Source organism: Nannocystis sp. RBIL2 (assembly GCF_026626745.1).
Classification (GTDB): domain Bacteria; phylum Myxococcota_A; class Polyangia; order Nannocystales; family Nannocystaceae; genus Nannocystis.
Map to the genome: position 1 here is coordinate 1 of NZ_JAPNJW010000001.1, position 16,520 is coordinate 16,520.

At 72.3% G+C, this 16,520-nt stretch carries 13 protein-coding genes; 7 read left to right on the forward strand and 6 right to left on the reverse strand.

Annotated elements, in window-relative coordinates:
* Positions 1-739 (reverse strand): hypothetical protein (locus OV090_RS00005; RefSeq protein WP_267701356.1); only part of this gene is annotated, 739 nt, incomplete at its 3' end.
* 348 nt (positions 740-1,087) lie between these two features.
* Between OV090_RS00005 and OV090_RS00010 the strand changes: the two genes are divergently transcribed.
* Complete coding sequence (locus OV090_RS00010; RefSeq protein ID WP_267701357.1) at positions 1,088-1,807, forward strand: AraC family transcriptional regulator; 720 nt, start codon at positions 1,088-1,090, stop codon at positions 1,805-1,807.
* On the opposite strand, the gene OV090_RS00015 is transcribed toward OV090_RS00010, so the two are convergent.
* Both OV090_RS00015 and OV090_RS00020 read right to left on the reverse strand, forming a co-directional pair.
* Positions 1,799-2,956, reverse strand: a complete 1,158-nt coding sequence (locus tag OV090_RS00015) for a hypothetical protein (RefSeq protein ID WP_267701358.1) — start codon at positions 2,954-2,956, stop codon at positions 1,799-1,801. The genes OV090_RS00010 and OV090_RS00015 overlap by 9 nt on opposite strands.
* Before the next feature lie 96 nt (positions 2,957-3,052).
* Positions 3,053-4,183: a DNA alkylation repair protein gene (locus OV090_RS00020; protein ID WP_267701359.1), complete on the reverse strand. Its 1,131-nt coding sequence runs from the start codon at positions 4,181-4,183 to the stop codon at positions 3,053-3,055.
* A 452-nt stretch (positions 4,184-4,635) separates the two neighbouring features.
* Between OV090_RS00020 and OV090_RS00025 the strand changes: the two genes are divergently transcribed.
* The 3 genes from OV090_RS00025 (at position 4,636) to OV090_RS00035 (ending at position 8,766) form a co-directional block, all read left to right on the forward strand.
* A complete protein-coding gene (locus tag OV090_RS00025; protein WP_267701360.1) occupies positions 4,636-7,458 on the forward strand; it encodes a LodA/GoxA family CTQ-dependent oxidase in 2,823 nt (940 codons plus the stop codon).
* The gene (locus OV090_RS00030) at positions 7,455-8,510 is read left to right on the forward strand and encodes a tryptophan 7-halogenase (protein ID WP_267701361.1); all 1,056 of its coding nucleotides are present in this window, start codon (positions 7,455-7,457) and stop codon (positions 8,508-8,510) included. The genes OV090_RS00025 and OV090_RS00030 overlap by 4 nt, the downstream gene beginning before the upstream one ends.
* An 88-nt stretch (positions 8,511-8,598) precedes the next feature.
* Positions 8,599-8,766, forward strand: coding sequence for an alpha/beta hydrolase (locus OV090_RS00035; RefSeq protein WP_267701362.1), 168 nt, complete (start codon positions 8,599-8,601; stop codon positions 8,764-8,766).
* A 78-nt stretch (positions 8,767-8,844) separates the two neighbouring features.
* Here the strand turns inward: OV090_RS00035 and OV090_RS00040 are convergent, their stop codons facing one another.
* Positions 8,845-9,879, reverse strand: coding sequence for a hypothetical protein (locus tag OV090_RS00040; RefSeq protein WP_267701363.1), 1,035 nt, complete (start codon positions 9,877-9,879; stop codon positions 8,845-8,847).
* A 206-nt stretch (positions 9,880-10,085) separates the two neighbouring features.
* A complete protein-coding gene (locus tag OV090_RS00045) occupies positions 10,086-11,759 on the reverse strand; it encodes an amidohydrolase family protein (RefSeq protein WP_267701364.1) in 1,674 nt (557 codons plus the stop codon).
* A 242-nt stretch (positions 11,760-12,001) separates the two neighbouring features.
* On the opposite strand from OV090_RS00045, the gene OV090_RS00050 reads away from it, so the two are divergent.
* The 3 genes from OV090_RS00050 to OV090_RS00060 are packed head-to-tail and all read left to right on the forward strand — an operon-like array spanning position 12,002 to position 15,128.
* Positions 12,002-13,006: a hypothetical protein gene (locus tag OV090_RS00050; protein WP_267701365.1), complete on the forward strand. Its 1,005-nt coding sequence runs from the start codon at positions 12,002-12,004 to the stop codon at positions 13,004-13,006.
* A gap of 34 nt (positions 13,007-13,040) precedes the next feature.
* A complete protein-coding gene (locus tag OV090_RS00055; RefSeq protein ID WP_267701366.1) occupies positions 13,041-14,477 on the forward strand; it encodes a sigma-70 family RNA polymerase sigma factor in 1,437 nt (478 codons plus the stop codon).
* A 6-nt stretch (positions 14,478-14,483) separates the two neighbouring features.
* Positions 14,484-15,128 (forward strand): hypothetical protein, encoded by a 645-nt coding sequence (locus OV090_RS00060; RefSeq protein ID WP_267701367.1) that lies wholly within the window; start codon positions 14,484-14,486, stop codon positions 15,126-15,128.
* A gap of 17 nt (positions 15,129-15,145) precedes the next feature.
* On the opposite strand, the gene OV090_RS00065 is transcribed toward OV090_RS00060, so the two are convergent.
* Entirely contained in the window at positions 15,146-16,486 is a 1,341-nt protein-coding gene (locus tag OV090_RS00065) for a hypothetical protein (RefSeq protein WP_267701368.1), read from the reverse strand.
* Positions 16,487-16,520 lie beyond the last annotated feature (34 nt).

Consider the following 16,520-nt stretch of genomic DNA (forward strand, 5'->3'; position numbering starts at 1 on the left):
CCGGCAGCACCCACACCGGCGCGAGCATCAGGATCTGGGCGATGTCGGCGAGGCGGGCGCTGACCTGGAGGTCCGACTGCCGATCGCCGGGCATCATCTTCGTGATGCGCCGCTGAACCTCTGCCATCGCCTCGGCGACCGCGAGCTCGCGGCACACCTCGGCCGTCATCGACGCCTCCTCGGCGATCCATCCGGAGAGCAGGCGCGGCGAATAGCGGTGGAGCGCGCGCAGGTCGAAGGGCTCGACCCCCTCGAGCTCATGGTTGTCGATCCCTCGCGAGGCCGTGACGACGACGTCGCTGACGTAGGCCGAGTAGCTCCCCGCGAGCGTGTGCCACTCGGTCTCCGTGCGCGTGCGCGTGACCGTGCGGCCCTTCGAGTCCGTGGTCGTGTAGGTCACCGTGTAGTTCTCGCCGATCCGGGCGGTGTACTCCGCGTGGGCCGCCGCCGAGAACAGGTACGAGGGCACGTAGATCCCGCGGATGGCCTCGACCGTGGCCTTGCGGAACGCCTCCGGGGCGAGCCAGGCCCGCCTCACCCAGCGCCGGGCCGCCGCCAGCGCCTGCTCGTGCGGGACGATGAACGCGAGCACGAAGTCCGGCTGCGGCCGCCCGGCCTCCCGCGGCCGCTCGACCACCGCCGGCGACGCGCAGTACGGGCAGGTCGCGGTCCGCAGGTGGGCTTCGACCTGGATCTGCGAACCGCACGAGCCGCACGAGAATTCGACGATTTCGCTCACGTCCGGGCCGCGATCGTGCCACAGGGCCCTCGTTCCGCGGCCGTGATGACGTCGATTTCCACGTCCGCGCACGCGCGCCTCCGTCCTCGCTCTGCTCGGCGACCGGCGGCCCGAGAGCTTGGCCCGCCGGAGGATCTACGCTGGCGCGGAAGCCCAAATGCGCGGCCGCGCGCTCTCCCGGTCGTCTCGAAGTCTGCCTCGACTTCGTCGCCGATTGGCTCTTTTCGCTACGGCCCACCGTAAACGGGCCCACGGTTGCCACCGCCCGGAGAGGCCTGACCTGACCCCTCGTCGTCGTGGCGCGAAAGGTCGATAATCCCCGCTACGGCCACGAGCTCGGTGTGAACCATGGGCGCCCCACAGATCCACCAGCGCTTCGCGCCGGGCGCCCGCCTGCCCCGCCACCGCCACGCCGCGGGTTATCTCGCCGTCGTCATCGACGGCGCCTATACGGAAGCCGGAGACGCCGGCCGGTTTCGCCTCACCGCCGGCCAGCTCGTGCATCACCGCGAATTCGAGGCGCACGGCGATCAATTCGGCACTGCGGGCGCCCGCGTGCTCAATCTGCCCTGCCCGCCCGACGCGCCCCCTCTACCGGTCGGTCGACTCGCCGACCTCGACGGCGTGGTCCGCCTGGCCGAGCGCGACCCCGCGGCCGCGGCCGCGCTCGCGCTCGCCTCACTGAACCCTGTCTGCGACGAGCGCGACTGGCCCGACCTGCTCGCCGCTGATCTGCGCGCGGACCCCTCGCTGCGCCTCGACGCCTGGGCTGAGACCGCAGGCCTCGCCCCTAGCACCCTGGCCCGCGGCTTTCTGCGCGCCTACGGCGTCTCGCCCAAGCGCTACCGGGCCGAGGTGCGGGCCCTGAAGGCGTGGCGTTGCATCGCCAGCTCGCCGCTCACGCTCGCCGAGTTCGCGCTCGAGCTCGGGTTCGCCGATCAGGCCCACATGACCCGCGCCCTGGTCAAGCTCACCGGTCGCACCCCCGCGGCCGTGCGGCGCGTCGCGGGTCGAGTGGATTCAGGCCCGACGATTCATTCGACGCCGCGGCCGACGCCTTCACGGTGAGGCCGTGGGTGGGGTCCAGAGGTCGGCACGTGGGAGCTCGAGCACCGCGGCCGCGGCAGCGTGCAATGAAGGCGGCGCGAGGCGGCCGTCGCGTGCGGCGGCGCCGAGCCACGCCTCGATCGCGCCGCCGGTGCGATCGAAGCCATCGGCTCGCAGCAGGCCGTACAGGCCCGCGGCGAGCACGTGCATGCCGCCGTCGGCCCGACGCCAGCGCTGGCCGGCCGGTACTGCGACGCCGAGCCGCTCGTTGACCAACTGCTCGAGGGCCTCGGTAGTGTCCTCGTCGAGGTACCCCGCGAGTGAGGTGTAGCCGAAGCTCGGATCGTGCTCGGCGACGATGCGGCTGAGGAGGGGGTCGGCCGCGAGCACGGCGAGTACGTCGCGGATCGCCGGGCTCGACTCGTCGAACGGTGGGTGAAGGATCTCGTGGGCAGCGTTGCGGATCACGGTCTCGTCGGAGTAGTCGAGGTGGGTCAGGAAACGCTGACCCTGGACCTTGATGCCGTGGGGCTTGGAGAAGTGCAGGAGGTCGATCTGAATGTCCGGACGCAGCGGGCGGCCGAGCAGGCGCTCCTGCTCGGCGATGACGTCGACGCTGGCCAGGCGCGCCCGCAACTCCGTCTCGCGGCGGGTCGCGCGGTCGCCGATGACGGCCCCGCGAAACGCGGGCAGCTCGGCGGCAGCGAGGGCCGCGAACAGGCGCGTGAGCGCCGGCCTGGCGGCGATGAACCAGCCCCAGTCGTCGGCCTCCCAGTACGGGCTGGCGCGATAGGTCGGCAGCAGCACCTGCTCGGCGCGCGCGAGCGAGTCGCGGAGCTGCGCGAGAGTGTCGGTCGGGCCGGCCGAGAACAGCAGGCACAGGTACGGGCCGAGCAAGGAGTGGCGTGCGGCGGCGTCCGACTTGAGCGACTGGATCGTGGCGATGGTGTCGGCGTCGAGCCGCGGGGCGAGCTGCGCTAGCTCCTGCGGGTACCACTCGGCGTAGAACGGATCACCTGACAGCGGGCCGAGCAGGCACAGAAGATCGAGGCCCTCGGACGCGGCGACGGTCCAGCGGGTGCGCGGCGTCGCGGGCGCCCGGAGGTGGGCGCAGCTGCTCATGAGCAGCGGCAGGTGGGCCAGAGTGGCGAGGCAGGCGCGTCGATGCATGACGCCCTGTTTGGGCCGTCATGGGACCGTCGGGCTTGAATCCACTTGACCTGGCGCGCCCGACCGTGTGGTTCGCCCGTGTCCCCGTCACGACACTCATGCTCGCAGGTGGACTGCGGCCTCGCCCAGGACCTGGCCGTTGATGCGGAGGTCCACGGTATGCACGCCGGGGTAGTAACGGCGCGTCGTCACCGGCTTGAAGGAGTGGCGGCGTTCCAGCGCGCGCTCCTCTCGTGGACCGAGCTCGATCGCCCAGCCCTTGAACACCTTGGGCGAGGTGCTGCCGTTGGCCTTCACGTGGTGTACGGCGTAGTCGATCACGAGGCGCTGGGGCTTCGCCGCGGTCGAGCGCAGCACCAGGCGCAGCGTCACTTCACCGCCGATGGCGACCCGGGTCGGGGCCACGGTCCACTCCGCCTCGCCGCGAAAGGCCTGCCCCAGGCCCCAGGCGGCCAGCACCGCCGGATCGCCCTGCTTGATCAGGGTGCGGCTGGCATGCCGAAGCAGTGCGCGACGCTCGGGCGACGCACCCGGCAAGTAGCGCACCAGCCACTCGGCCACGTGCGCGGGGTGGTCCTTGGCGATGTCGTTCAGGTGATTGGCGACGCTGCGCCGCACGTACTCGCTGGGGTCGTCCTGCAGCGCGGCGAGCCATGGCAGCGTCGGCGTGGGGTCGAGCACCAGCGCTTGCAGCCGCAGGCCCCAGGGCAGGCGCGGACGGCTGCCCTCGCTCACCAGCCGTCGCACGTGCGCGCTCGGGTCCCTGACCCAGCGCGCGAGCGTCGCGTAGCACACCGCGGGGTGTCGCACGATGAACGGCCGGATCGCAAACTCGGCGGTCAATCGCTGGGTCATCGCGTGGAGCGCGGCCAGACCACGCTCGGGCGCGTCGATCGCCAGGCGGGCGATCGCCTCGGTCAAGGGCCACACCGCCCAGCCGGCCAGGCCGCGCTCGCTGGTCCGTAGCGCGCTCAGGTCGTCACCCGCGCCCGGCGGCCCGAGGCTGGCCTCCAGCAGCCCGGCCGCGCGGTCGACGTCGGCCGGCAGCGTGGCCACCAGTGCATCGGCCACCTGCAGCACGCGGGCCTTCAGCTCCAGCGTGTCCAGGCGCGCCAGCGCCCGGGCCGCGAAACCGCGGCGATCGAAGCCCGGATCGACGCGCTTCAGGTGGTGGCCGATGGCCTGCACGACCTCGGTGTTGATCAGGTTCTTGAACGGCTCGGCCATCGCCCGGCAGCATAGGCCGACTCGGGGTCTTTTCGCGCCTCCTCGGTGGCGCCGCGCCGCTCGGCTCGAGCGCGGCGAGCGGCATTTCCTGCTGCGGGTTCGCCGCGCTCGACGTCGCTCGGGGTTCTCACGTGCGTACCTCGCTCGCGCAACGTGTCGGCGGTCCTGGCGACCACGCGAGCGAACAGTGTAGGGACCGGCGATCAACGTTTAGCTCGCTCGACCGCTCACGCCAATTCCGGACGCCGACCTCGAATGCGCCGTCGCTATCGACAATCGGCAGTGTCCCCGCCACCGCCCATAAGGCTCGTCGCAAAGAGGTCGTTGTCAAGATTTGCGGGCTCGTGTACGGTCCCGGGCGAAAAGAGGTGATGATGACCGTGAGCCGCGACTTCGCTCCCCCCGCGCCGCCCTGCGATTGCGACAGTGACCCTATCGGCGGACTCGAGCGGATGTTCGTACGATTCGCCCAGAATCGTGCGCTCGCCACCGGTCGTGATCCCGCGACGCGCCCGGTGTTCTTGCGCCTGCATGGCGCGGCGCACGGGCGGTTCGAGGTGCGCGCAGACTTGCCGGTCGAGCTTCAAGTAGGGGTGTTCGCGCCGGGCGCGGTCCATCGCGCGTGGGTCCGCTTCTCGAGCGACTTGCAGCCGGGTCGGCCGGACCTGGGCGGCACGTTGGGGGTGGGGATCAAGTTGTTCGACGTCGACGGGCCGAAGCTGCTCGAGCCCGACGAGGAGGCGCGGACGCACGACTTCATCCTGCAGAATCACCCGGTCTTCTTCGTCGACGACGCCGCCAAGATGTGCGCATTCACCTGCGCCTCGTTGAACGGTCAGCTCGATCAGTGGCTCGCCGACAACGAGGAGACCGCCCAGATCTTGAAGGACATGGAGAAGCAGGTCGATTCGGCGCTGGCCACCCCCTATTGGAGCGTGCTGCCGTACAGCCTCGGCCAGGAGCACGTCAAATACAAGCTGGTGCCCGAGGCCGCCGGGGACGGCCCGCCCGCAGCGTTCGACGATCCGACCTATCTGCGTGCCGACCTCCACCGCCGCATGGCCGCCGGCGAGGCCCGCTTCGGGTTCTATGTGCAATTGAGGAAGGGCGAGATGCCGCTCGACCGCGCGACCGTCGAATGGTCGGAGCGCGAGAGCCCGCCGGTGCGCGTCGGTACACTGGTGCTCCCGCAGCAGGACCTGGACGCCCGCGGCCAGTCGGCGTACGGCGAGAGCCTCGCGTTCAACCCGTGGCACGCCTTGCCGGCGCACGCGCCGGTCGGCAGCATCTCCGAAGCGCGCCGGGTGGTCTACCGCGCCTCTGCCGACAATCGCCGGGACGTCAACGGCCAGCCGCGCGGCGAGCCGACCGCGCCGCGGCCCGACACGTGGGACGACGGTCGAGCGTATCCCACGGCCGTCGATCGCCGGGTCGTGCGCGCCGCGATCCACCCCGCGATCGGCGTCGCCCGCGTCGGCAACAGCGCGAGCGAGTACCTCTACGGCCCCGAGGTGGTCGATGCCCCGCCCGCGCCCGTCGGGGCCTGGCGCGACTCGACCGGGGCGATCAAGCGGCAGGCCGCGCGCTTCCGGATCTACGGCTACAACGCCGCGGGCGAGGTCGTCGGCGAGCTCACAGCCAACTCCGCCGACATCACCTGGCGGGTCCACGTCGCCAACAGCAAGGCCGCCTGGTTCCAGTGGCAGATCGCGCTCGACATCCCCGAGGCCGAGACGGTCACGCTGCCGTTGCGCAACGCCAGCGTGCCCGCGCCCGAGCGTGCGCGGCTCGTGATCGACGGCGGGCCGGTCGAAGTCCGCGGCAAGTCCACCGTCGGCCCGACGATCGCCGGCCAGTTTCAGGGCACGCCGGTGCAGCTCGGCCAGCTCCGCACCGACGACGCCGGCCGTCTGGTGTTCCTCGGCGGCCACGGCGTGTCCGCCTCGCCGACCAACCAGCCGATCTTCGATCCCAATGTGCCGACGACCTTCATCAACGCCGATGGCTGGTACGACGACACCTCCGACGGCCCCGTCACCGCGACCGTCCGCATCGAGGGCGCCGAGATCCCCGTCGAGGGCGCCTGGGTCGTCACCGCGCCGCCGGACTACGGGCCCGGCGTCCTCGGCGTGCGTACGCTCCACGACCTGCTCGTCGACCTGTACGTGCAAGCAGGCTGGCTGCCGGCGCGGCGCGACGTCGCGTTCAAGCGCGACGTCTGGCCGCTGTTGCGCCGCCTGTCCGGGCTGCAGTGGAACAATCACGGCTTCGCGGTCGCGTTCGGGGCCGGATCGCGGCTCGACTTCGACGATCCGGCGCTGGCCGCCGAGCTGGCGTGGAAGCCGGCGCAGGGGGGGTACGATCGTAATCAGGAGCTCCGGCGGCAGGTCGCCAACAGCTTCCGCCCGTCGACCCCGAGCGACGGCAACCAGTTGCCGTGGCCGTGGCTCTACGGGGACGCGATGGAGTCGGTAGCGATCGACAACCCGCGGCAGAACGCCGCGATCACGTGGACGCAGGAGCAGGTGCTCGCCAGGTGGGTCGCCGGCGACTTCATCGACGATCTCGCGGTCGAGCTGCCGACGTACGCGGCGCTCGAGGAGGTGCCGCTGGCCGAGCAACCGGGGATGCTCGACCGCGCGGCACTCGACCACGCGCTCGCCGACGCGTTCCATCCGGGCTGCGAGGTGACCTGGCCGATGCGCCATCTGACGATGTTCGACCGGCCGTTCCGGATCCGTCACCGACCCGCGGGCACGCCGGCGCCGAGCTACGGCTCGACGCTGACGCAATCGGTGGTGCTCGGCCCGAACGGCCCGCTGCACGACCAGGGCCCCGGCGATCTCACGCGCTGGATGGGTCTCCCCTGGCAGGCCGACACCGCGTTCTGCCGCGCCGGCTACGACAAGACCTACGATCCCTTCATCCCCAGCTTCTGGCCCGCGCGCGTGCCCAATCAGGTGCTCACGCTCGAGCAATACCGGGTGCTCATGGACACCTCGCGGCCGCTGGAGGCCCGCCGCGACGCCTTCGCCGCGCGCGCCGACTGGAACGCGCGCCTCCAGGGGAAGGCGCCCGAGCAGATGGTCCAGATGGTCCATGAGTTCCACGAGATGGGGCTGCTCGAGGTGCAGCCGGGCCCGAGCGACGTCCCGGGCGTGCCGAGCCAACTGCGCGTCGCGTCGGGCGGCGTCGCGGGCCCGCTGAAGGGCGAGGTCAGCAAGCTCGAGCCGCACGAATGGCCGGTGCCCGTCCACAAGCCAGCGCGGCGATGATGGATGTCGTCGTCACCGGCGCCGGCCCGGCCGGTGCGATCGCGGCGGGCCTGCTCGCGCGCGCCGGTCTCGCCGTGACGATGATCGACCCGCGGCCCGAGGGGTTCCGGATCGGCGAGGGGCTCCCGCCCGCGGCCCGGCCCCTACTGCACGCGCTCGGGCTGCAGTCGCTCGTACGCGACGCTTTGCCCGGCAACGGCACCCTGTCCTCGTGGGGCAGCGACGAGCTCGGCGTGTACGACCATATCGGCGGGCCCTACGGCCACGGGTGGATCCTCGACCGCGCGCGGTTCGACGCCGGCCTGCGCCGCTGGGCTTGCGAGGGCGGCGCGGTATTGCGAATCGCCCGCCTCGTCGGCGCCGCCCACCGCGGCGACGAGGCGCTCGAACTACGCCTCGACGACGGGGCGTGCGTGGTCGCTGCATTCGCGATCGATGCCTCGGGCCGGCCGGCGGCTCTGGCGAGTCGGCTGGGCGCGACGCGGACCCACGTCGACGCGCTCGTCGCCACCTACGCCCGCTTCCGCGCCGGCGTCCCCGGCGAGCTCGACACCCGCATTCTCGTCGAGGCCGCGGCGTACGGCTGGTGGTACACGGTGCGGGTGCCCACGGGCGAGCGGGTCGTCGCCCTGCTCCGCGATCACGAGCCGGGTGCCTGCTCGGCGCGCGCCGAGTTCGTGCAGCAGCTGGTGCGCACCCGCTTCATCGCCGCGACCCTGGCCGCGGGGGACTATCTGCCGATCGAGGCCCCGCGTGGTGCGGACGCGCGGACCGGCCGGCTCTCCCATGTCTTCGGAGACAGGTGGATCGCCGTCGGCGACGCCGCCTTCTCGGTCGATCCGCTGTCGTCGCAGGGCCTCGCCGACGCCCTCCTCACCGCCGACGCCGGCGCGAAGGCCATCGTCGCGGCCCGCGACGGCGACCCGCGCGGGCTGCCGGCCTACGGTGAGCGAGTCGAACGGCTCTACGAGCGCTACCTCGAGCACCGCTTGGCCACCTACGCCCGCGAGCGCCGGTGGCCGGACGAGCCGTTCTGGCTGCGCCGTCTGTGACGGGGCCCCGCGGCGCAGTGCCCTCGAGCTCGGGGGCGGCGAGGCGGTCGCGGGCGGGCTGCAGCGCCAGATGCGGGTCGGCTGCGGCATGCCCGAGCACCTGTGGCAGGAGTGCCGCACCGAGAACAACAAGGTCGAGGGCAACGGCTACTGCGCCACCTTCGAGGTCATCCCCGCGGCCGGGCACTGGCCGTGGTGCGAGGCACCCGCGGCGCTCGCGGCTCACCTCGAGCGATTCCTCGCCACGCTCGCGTAGCGACGACACGTGGCGACGGCTTCGCTGGGGGAGTGACCGATCGGACATGTCCGATCGGTCATGCGAAAGCGCTCGTCCTCACGGACACTCGACGGTGTCGGCCGGGTGCGCCTGCAGCACCGCGTGCAGCGTCGCCTCGAGCAGCGCGCTGGCGTCGGCGACCGGGAGGCCGTAGCCGACGTGGATGTGGCCGGCGGCGACGTTGTGAGGGGCGATCTGGTTGTAGTAGACGCCGTGCAGGCCGAGGAAGCCGGACAGGAAGTTGCCGCTGGTCTGCTGATCGATGACCACCGACGTGATGCCCAGCGGCTCGGTCGCGGCGACGATCGCCTCGATCGGGAGCTGGCTCGGCAGCGTGTTGCCCTGGCGGTATTCGCTGATCACGTCCCACGAGCGCGCCTCGGTCGTCGCCTTCGTCGGCAGGTGCTCTGCGCCGTGGCCGTCCGACAGCCAGTCCTGCGCCGGGCCGCCGGGGTTGTCCAGGCCGTGTCCGCCCTCGAGCGCCTCGATCTCCCAGCCGATGTCGCCGCCGCGGCTGGTGGTCACGAGGATCACCGGCTGGTACTCGTCCACCAGCCGCCAGAAGTCCGCCGAGGTCGCCTGATAGTCGACGCGCAGGTCGTAGTCCGGCGAGCCGACCGCGCCCGGATCGCCGATGTCGTCGTTGCTCGGATCGCCGTCGGGCGGGAACTCGGGGAAGAACGCGTGGACGTCGTAGCCGTAGCCGCCCCAGTCGGCGCCGATCCAGCCGTCCGGGTTCTGCGTCGGATCGGTGCTCCACGGCCGCAGCATCTCGTTCGTCGGCGGCCAGTAGCCCATCAGCACCACGTTCTTCGTGCAGCCGATCGGGCCCGTGGTCGACGTCTCGCTCGTGCTCGCCTCGCTCGTGCTCGCCTCGCTCGTGCTCGCCTCGCTCGTGCTCGCCGCGCTCGTGCTCGCCGCGCTGGTGGCATCGCCGGTCCCCTGGGTCGAGGCCTCGCTGGTGGTCGGGATCGTGGTCGCGTCGCCGGTCGGCGAGCCGGTGGACGCGTCGGTCGTCGTCGAAGCCGCTGCGGTCGATGCGGTGCTCTCGCCGGGATCAGTCGGCGCGCAGCCGGTCAGACCGGCGAGCAACGCGGCGAGGCGTCCGCGTGAAAGGGTGAGTCGCGCAGCAGTCGAGCTCCGGGATCGCGGGCGTGAAGCAGTGTCGATCCCTCGACGCACCTGACCTCGCGGTCCTCGAACCAGGATGCGCGAGGCCGCAGGCGCCCTGCCCGGGCGCGCCCGATGTCGGGCCGCGCGTCCGGGCCGGGTGCGGCGGATCCCCGGTCCGCCGCGGCTCAGGGCACGACCACGCCGCTCTTCATGACGCCGTGGACGTTGCCGATCAGCACGCTGACGTCGGTGAGCGGGTCGCCGTCGACCGCGACGATGTCGGCGAAGTAGCCGACCGCGACCCGGCCGACCTCGTGCTCGACGCCGATGCTGGCCGCGCCCTCGATCGTCGCCGAGCGCAGCGCCTGGAGCGGCGTCATCCCGGCGTCGATGAACCACTCGAGCTCGCGGGTGTTCTCGCCGAAGCCGCTGAACACCGCGTCGGAGCCCATGGCGATGTCGACCCCGGCGAGGAAGGCCTCATTGGCGGTGGCCAGGTTCAACGCGATGTACGCCTCGAACTCCGCGGCCTTGCCCGGCGCGTAGCCGAAATAGGCCAGGTTGTCCTTGTAATAGCGGTTGTGATCGATCGTGGGTACGTAGGTGACCCCCATGGCGATCATGTCCATGAAGTCGACGGTATCGAGGCCCTCGGGGTGCTCCAGCGAGTCCGGCCCGGCCATGATCGCCAGCTTCGCGGTGTCGGCGTGATAGGCGTGGATCGCGATCGGCCGGCCGAGCGCGTGCGCCTCGTCGACCGCGGCCTTGAGCTGCTCGAACGTGAACTTCGAGCTGCAGGTCAGGGTGTCGTCGCTGCAGTTGTCGGCCCACACCTTGATCAGGTCGGCGCCGTCGGCCACGTTCTGCTGGATCCACCCCTTCATCACCTCGATCGACGGCACCGGCCCGCTGATGCCGTAGCCGGCGGTGTAGATCCGCGGACCCGTGAGCTCGCCGGCCGCGATCGCGTCGCGCAGCTCGGCGACCAGGTAGTCGCCGGGGCCGGCGCCCTTGTCGATCGCAGTGGTGACGCCGAGCTTGATCGTCTTCTCCGCGGCCTGCCGCGCCAGCTCGGCCAGCGTCTCGGGCGAGTTCTGGAACAGCCACCAGCTCCGCTGCCACGGGAAGGTCCCGGGCTCGTCGTCGGTCTGGTAGATGAAGTGAGTGTGAGCGTCGACCAGCCCGGGCACGCCGGTGTAGCCCGACCAGTCGACGACCTCGGCGCCGCACGGGATCTCGGCCTCGTCGGTCGCGAGCGCGAGGACCCGCTCGTCCTGGACGATCACGATCGCGGGCTCGAGGACGCTGCCGTCGGCCGGATCGATCAACCGCGCGAGCTTGACCGCCCGCAGGTCGCTCTCGCAACCCTCGGTCGTCGCGCCCTCGGTCGTCGTGCTCTCGGTCGTCGTGCCCTCCGTCGTCGTGCCCTCCGTCGTCGCGCCCTCCGTCGTCGTGCCCTCGGTCGTCGTGCCCTCGGTCGTCGCGCTGCTCGCGGTGGTGCTGTCCTCGGTCGTGCTGCTCGTGCCGACCTCGGTCGTGCTGGCCTCGCTCGCGCTCGTGCCGTGGGTGCTGCCGGCGCTCGGGTCGGTGGCCGCGGTGGTCCCCGGGACGGTCGTCGCGTCGCCGGTGCTGTCCTCCGTCAGCGAGGACGCCGTGGTCGACTCGTCGCCCGTGGTGTGGTCCGTCGTCTGGGCGGTGCTCGTCGCGCCGCTGCCGTCACAGCCGGCGATGGCGGCGATCCAGCAACCCAGGCTCGCGCAGCGCGTGATCCTTTTAATGGAATGCATGCTGCTGCGCAGGCGGACGGCGGGTGTAGAGATAGAGTAAGCGTCGATGACGGGACGGGATGTCGAATGCATGTCCGCACATCTCCGGCACCGCAGAGTCCCGTCGAAAAATTTTTCGGGCCGACTCGCAATTCTTTTCATGGGCGCCGATGCTCCATTGCGCGCGGAAAGGCGCGCCGATCCTCGGTGTCGACCCGGTACGCGACTCCGCGACGATCCCAGGCGTCGTGTCCGCGCCAGTGGCGGCCGCGCGGCGTCCTTCGGCTTGTCGGGGTCGACCGGCCTCGCTACCCTCGCGGGCCGTCGCGGCCCACATGTCTCTTCGACCATGTTCCTGCCTCGCAGCGCTGTGCGTGGCGCTCCTCGGCGCGAGCGAGGCCGCGGCCGCCCCGTCGTGGCTCGAGCTGCGCTGGCCCGAGGTAGTGGGCTGCCCGACGCGGGCCGAGGTCGAGGCGACGGCCGGGCGCCTGACGGCCGGCAGCGCGCCGCAGCCGGTGACCGCCGAGGCCCGGATCGCCACCGACGCCGCCGGTTACACCCTGGAGCTGCAGGTCCGCGACGCCGGTGCGGTCCAGCAGCGGACGCTCCACAGCCCGCGCTGTGCGGCGCTGGCGGACGCCACCGCGGTGATCGTGGCCGTCGCCGCCGCGCCGGTTGCCATCGCCGCGCGAGTCGTCGCCGCGCCGCCCCCCGCCCCGAGCGACCCGCTCGAGATCGACCTCGGCCCGACCCCGTCGATCGCGGCCGACCCGGGCGAGCCGGCGGAGACCTCTTCTGCCTCGCTCGCGCCCGCGCCCGCGCGACGACGGCCGGGGCTCGCGCTCGGCATCGGCGCGGCCGCCGGGATCGGGCCCAGCCAGCGCTTCGCCGCCGGTCTGTCCGGCACTTTCACGCTGCTGTGGCCGCGGGCCCGGCTCGACCTGCGCGGCAGCGGCTGGTTTCGCAGCCCGCTCCAGCACCCCGAACATCCGGGCGTCGGCGCGGCGCTGCGGCTCGCCGCCGGGGCCGTGCGCGGCTGTCCGCGCCTCGTGCGGCGCGCGCTCGCGCTCGAGCTGTGCGGCGGCCTCGAGCTCGGGCAGCTGCAGGCGCAGGGGGTCGGCCTGGTGCAGAACGAGACCACCCGCAATCTGTGGGCCGCGGGCCTGCTCGCGCCCGGCCTGCAGTGGCGGCCGCTGCCGTGGCTCGCGCTCGGCCTGGAGGTCGAGGCAGTGGTCGCCTTCACGCGCCGCCGCTACGCCACCCGCGACGGCGGCGTGTTCTACTCTGTGCCGCCGGTCGGGGTGCGTCTGGGCGGCGGCATCGCGGTGCAGTTTTTCTGACGGAACCACCGCGACCCGGAGATACCGCGTCCACATGCAGCTGCAGCCCGCCGAACCCGAGCTCCGCGCGGAGACGCCCGTCGACGGCGCCTCGTTCGAGGCGCTGTTCCGCGAGCACTTCGGCTTCGTCTACCGCAACCTGCGCCGCCTCGGCGTGCCGCCGGCGGCCGTCGAGGACGCGGTCCAGGAGGTCTTCCTGGTCGTCCTGCGCCGCCCCGACGCGCCGATCACCTCCGTCCGGGGCTGGCTGTACGGCATCGCCCGCCGGATCGCCTGGCGGCAGCGGCGGAGCGCCGGCCGGCAGAATCGCCTGGCCCAGGCCCTCGCGGACGAGGCCCCGCGCGCGCTCGACGGCGCAGTCGCGGTCGCCGAGCGCGAGGCCGCCGCGCTGCTCGAGCGCTTCCTCGGCCGCCTCGACGAGGACAAGCGCGCGGTGTTCCTGCTCGCCGAGCTCGAGCAGATGACCGCGCCGGAGATCGCCCGCGCCCTCGAGGTCAAGGAGAACACGGTCTATTCGCGGCTGCGCGCGGCCCGGCAGGAGTTCGACCGCACCTTCGCGCGCGTCCGCCTGCGCGAGCGGCGGTCGACCGGCGAGGCCGCGCTCGACGAGCAGGCCCTGCTCCTGAGCCGTGCCCGGCGGGCCGGCGAGCCCAACCCGGCGACGCGCCAGCGCGTGTGGCTGGCGCTGATCGCCGGGGCCGGGCTCGCCGGGGCCGGCGAGGCCGCGGCCGCGTCCGGAGGCGCCGCTCCGGCCCAGGCGTCGGCCTGGACCTCGGCTGCCGGCCAGCAGCTCGCCGCGTGGTCCGGCACGACCGCCGGTGGACACGCGCTCGGGGTCGCGGTGGTCGGGCTCGTCGGCGCGGTGCTCGTGGCCGCCCGGCCCGCGCCGAACGAGCCTCCCGCACGCACCGCCGCAGTCGAGGCGAAGGCCAGAGCGGGCGACGATCACGCCGCTGCCAGGCCGCCCGAGTCCGCACCTGCGCCCGCCCCATTGCCCACCACCGCTGCCGCGCCCGCCGACGAATTCTCGGTGCCGTTCGCGCGGCTGGCAGCCGCCGCCGCGCGGGCGAGTCAATCCGCGCCGGACGTGTTCGCATCGCGCGCTCCGGCTGCGACTCCGATCAATGCCCCCAAGGACATGTCCTCGGGGGCATCCACCGAATCGCCGACCGCCCCCGCCGCGGTCGACCTCGACGCCCTGCGCCGCGAGTCCACCCTGATGGCCGACGCCCGGGCCGCCTTGAGCGCCGGCGCGTGGACGCAGGCCCACGAGCTGCTGCAGCGGCACGCGCTCGAGTTCCCGGCCGGCGCCCTGGTCGAGGAGCGCCGGCTCTCTCTCGTCACCGCGCTCTGCTCGCTCGGACAGCTCGAGGCGGCCCGCGCCGAGATCGTCCGGATCGACGGCGAACACCCCGACTCCGCCGCGTCGCGCAAGGCCCGGGGCCTGTGTCCCGCGGCCGCGGGAGGTTGAACCGCCATGCGCTCGCCGCCACATCCGCTGCTCCTCGCGTTCACGCTGGCCGCCTGCCCGCTCCCGCCCGACTTCGTCGGCGAGACGCTGCCCGAGCGCACGACCGGCGACGCGACCGCAGTCACCGGTCCCGAGACGGGCGTCAGCGTCACCACCCTGGTCGAGGAGCCGACGACCACCACCGGGGACGCGTCGAGTACGAGCACCACCACGGGAGTCCCGGCCGAGGGCGAGTACGGCTCGTTCTGCGAGCTGGGCGGCGTCGGCCCCGACGTTCAGCGCACGGCCATCGTCCCCCACCCGGTCTGCGACAGCGGGATCTGCCTGATCGTGAGCGACGCTCCTCCGCTCGCCTGCGCCGGCGACCTCGCCTGCGCGGCGGAGAACGAGGGGGCGGAGTGCGGCGAGAACGGCCTGTGCAACCTGCCGCCCGCGTTCATCGCCGCCAACGCGCGCTGCACCCAGACCTGCGCGCTCGACGAGGATTGCCCGCCCCTCGCCGGCTGTGCGACCGGGTTCCGCTGCACGGCGGTCTCCCTGCTCCCCCCGCTGTGCTGTCAAAAGGTGTGTGCCTGCCAGGATCACCTCGACGCCGCGCAGGCGGACGACATCGAGGCCACCTGCGCCGGCGATCCCGAGCTGTGCCTCTGACCCGCGGCGCCTGGGGTTCAATAATAAAACTCGGCCCGGATCCCGCGGTGCTCGGAGTAGTTCAGGTCCGGATCGGTGTCGCCCGTGAGCTCCTTGGCCGCCGCCTCCGCCTCCGCGTACGTGATCGTGTGGGCGCGGCGGGTGCGGGCGCGGCAGCCGTGGCCGTCCTGGCCGAACAGCATGTCGATGCGTTTGTCGCCGCCGATGGTCCAGTTGTCGTCGAGGCAGGCCTGCACCCCGCCGCCGGACTTGCACGCGCGGAAGATCGGGTCGCGGTAGTTGAGCGCGCCGCCGACGTCGCCGTTGGCCTCGGCGTACCACGGGCGCCAATCGTCGTTGTCCTTGCGATCAGGCTCGTTGAAGTCGCCGCCGAAGATCCGCAGGTCGCCGCCGAACGCCTTCTTGTGCAGCTTCTCGTCGGCCTCGAGCACGTTCTGTTTGGCGCAGGCCGGATCGGGCCCCTCGCCCTGCGCGGTCGCCCAGTGCAGCGAGGCGACGGTGACGTCCTTGTCGGCGATCTTGTCGTGCAGCTTGACCATGACGTTGCGGGTGCGCGCCTGGTTGTTGCGCACGCACTCGCCGTCCTTGTTGACCCACGACTGCCAGACGTGCTTCTCGCCGACCACGGAGAAGCGGCCCTGGCGGATGATGATCGCGTTGGTCTGCTTCTCCTTCTCCTTGCCGCACGGCGACAGCTGCGTCCACGGATCGGCGTCGGCGATGATGCCCTCGAAGATCCCGGGCATCTCGTCGGTCATGCGCTCTACCAGAGTGTCGAGCTGCGCGCTGTCCGAGATCTGCTGGACCAGGAACAGGTCCGGGCTCGGCTGGATCGACTTCATGTAAGCGATGAGGTCGGTCCAGTCGCCGGGGCACTGCTCGCCCTGGATCTTCAAGTTCTCGACGTTGTTGACGTAGACCTGGATGAACGCCGGGTCGTCGTTGATCGCCTTCGGCGCGTCGACTGCCGGCGGGGCGTCGTCCTGGTGCGCGCACAGGTCGACCGGAGGCTCGTCGCCGGTGCCCGCCGGCTCACCCGTGCTGCCGGGCTCGCCCGTGGTCCCGGGCTCGCCCGTGGTCCCGGTGGTCCCGAGCTCGCCGGTGTCGGTCGAAGCGGTCGACGTCGAAGTCGTCGACGCATCGCCGGTCGTGCCGCTCGTCGGCGCATCGGTGGACGCGGCCGCGGTGGTGCTCGTCGTCGCTATCGCACCGGACGAGCTCGAGCTCGCTTCGGTGTCGGGGTCCTGCTCGGTGCCCGCGCTGTTGTCCGCGCCGCAGGCAGCGAGCACGAGCACGAGCGACGACGCGAGCCGGCGAGCCGGCGAAGGATGGGAGGGTGCGAGGATGATGCCGTCCATGGCCCCTCGACCCTAGCCCATCCTGCACCGGCCC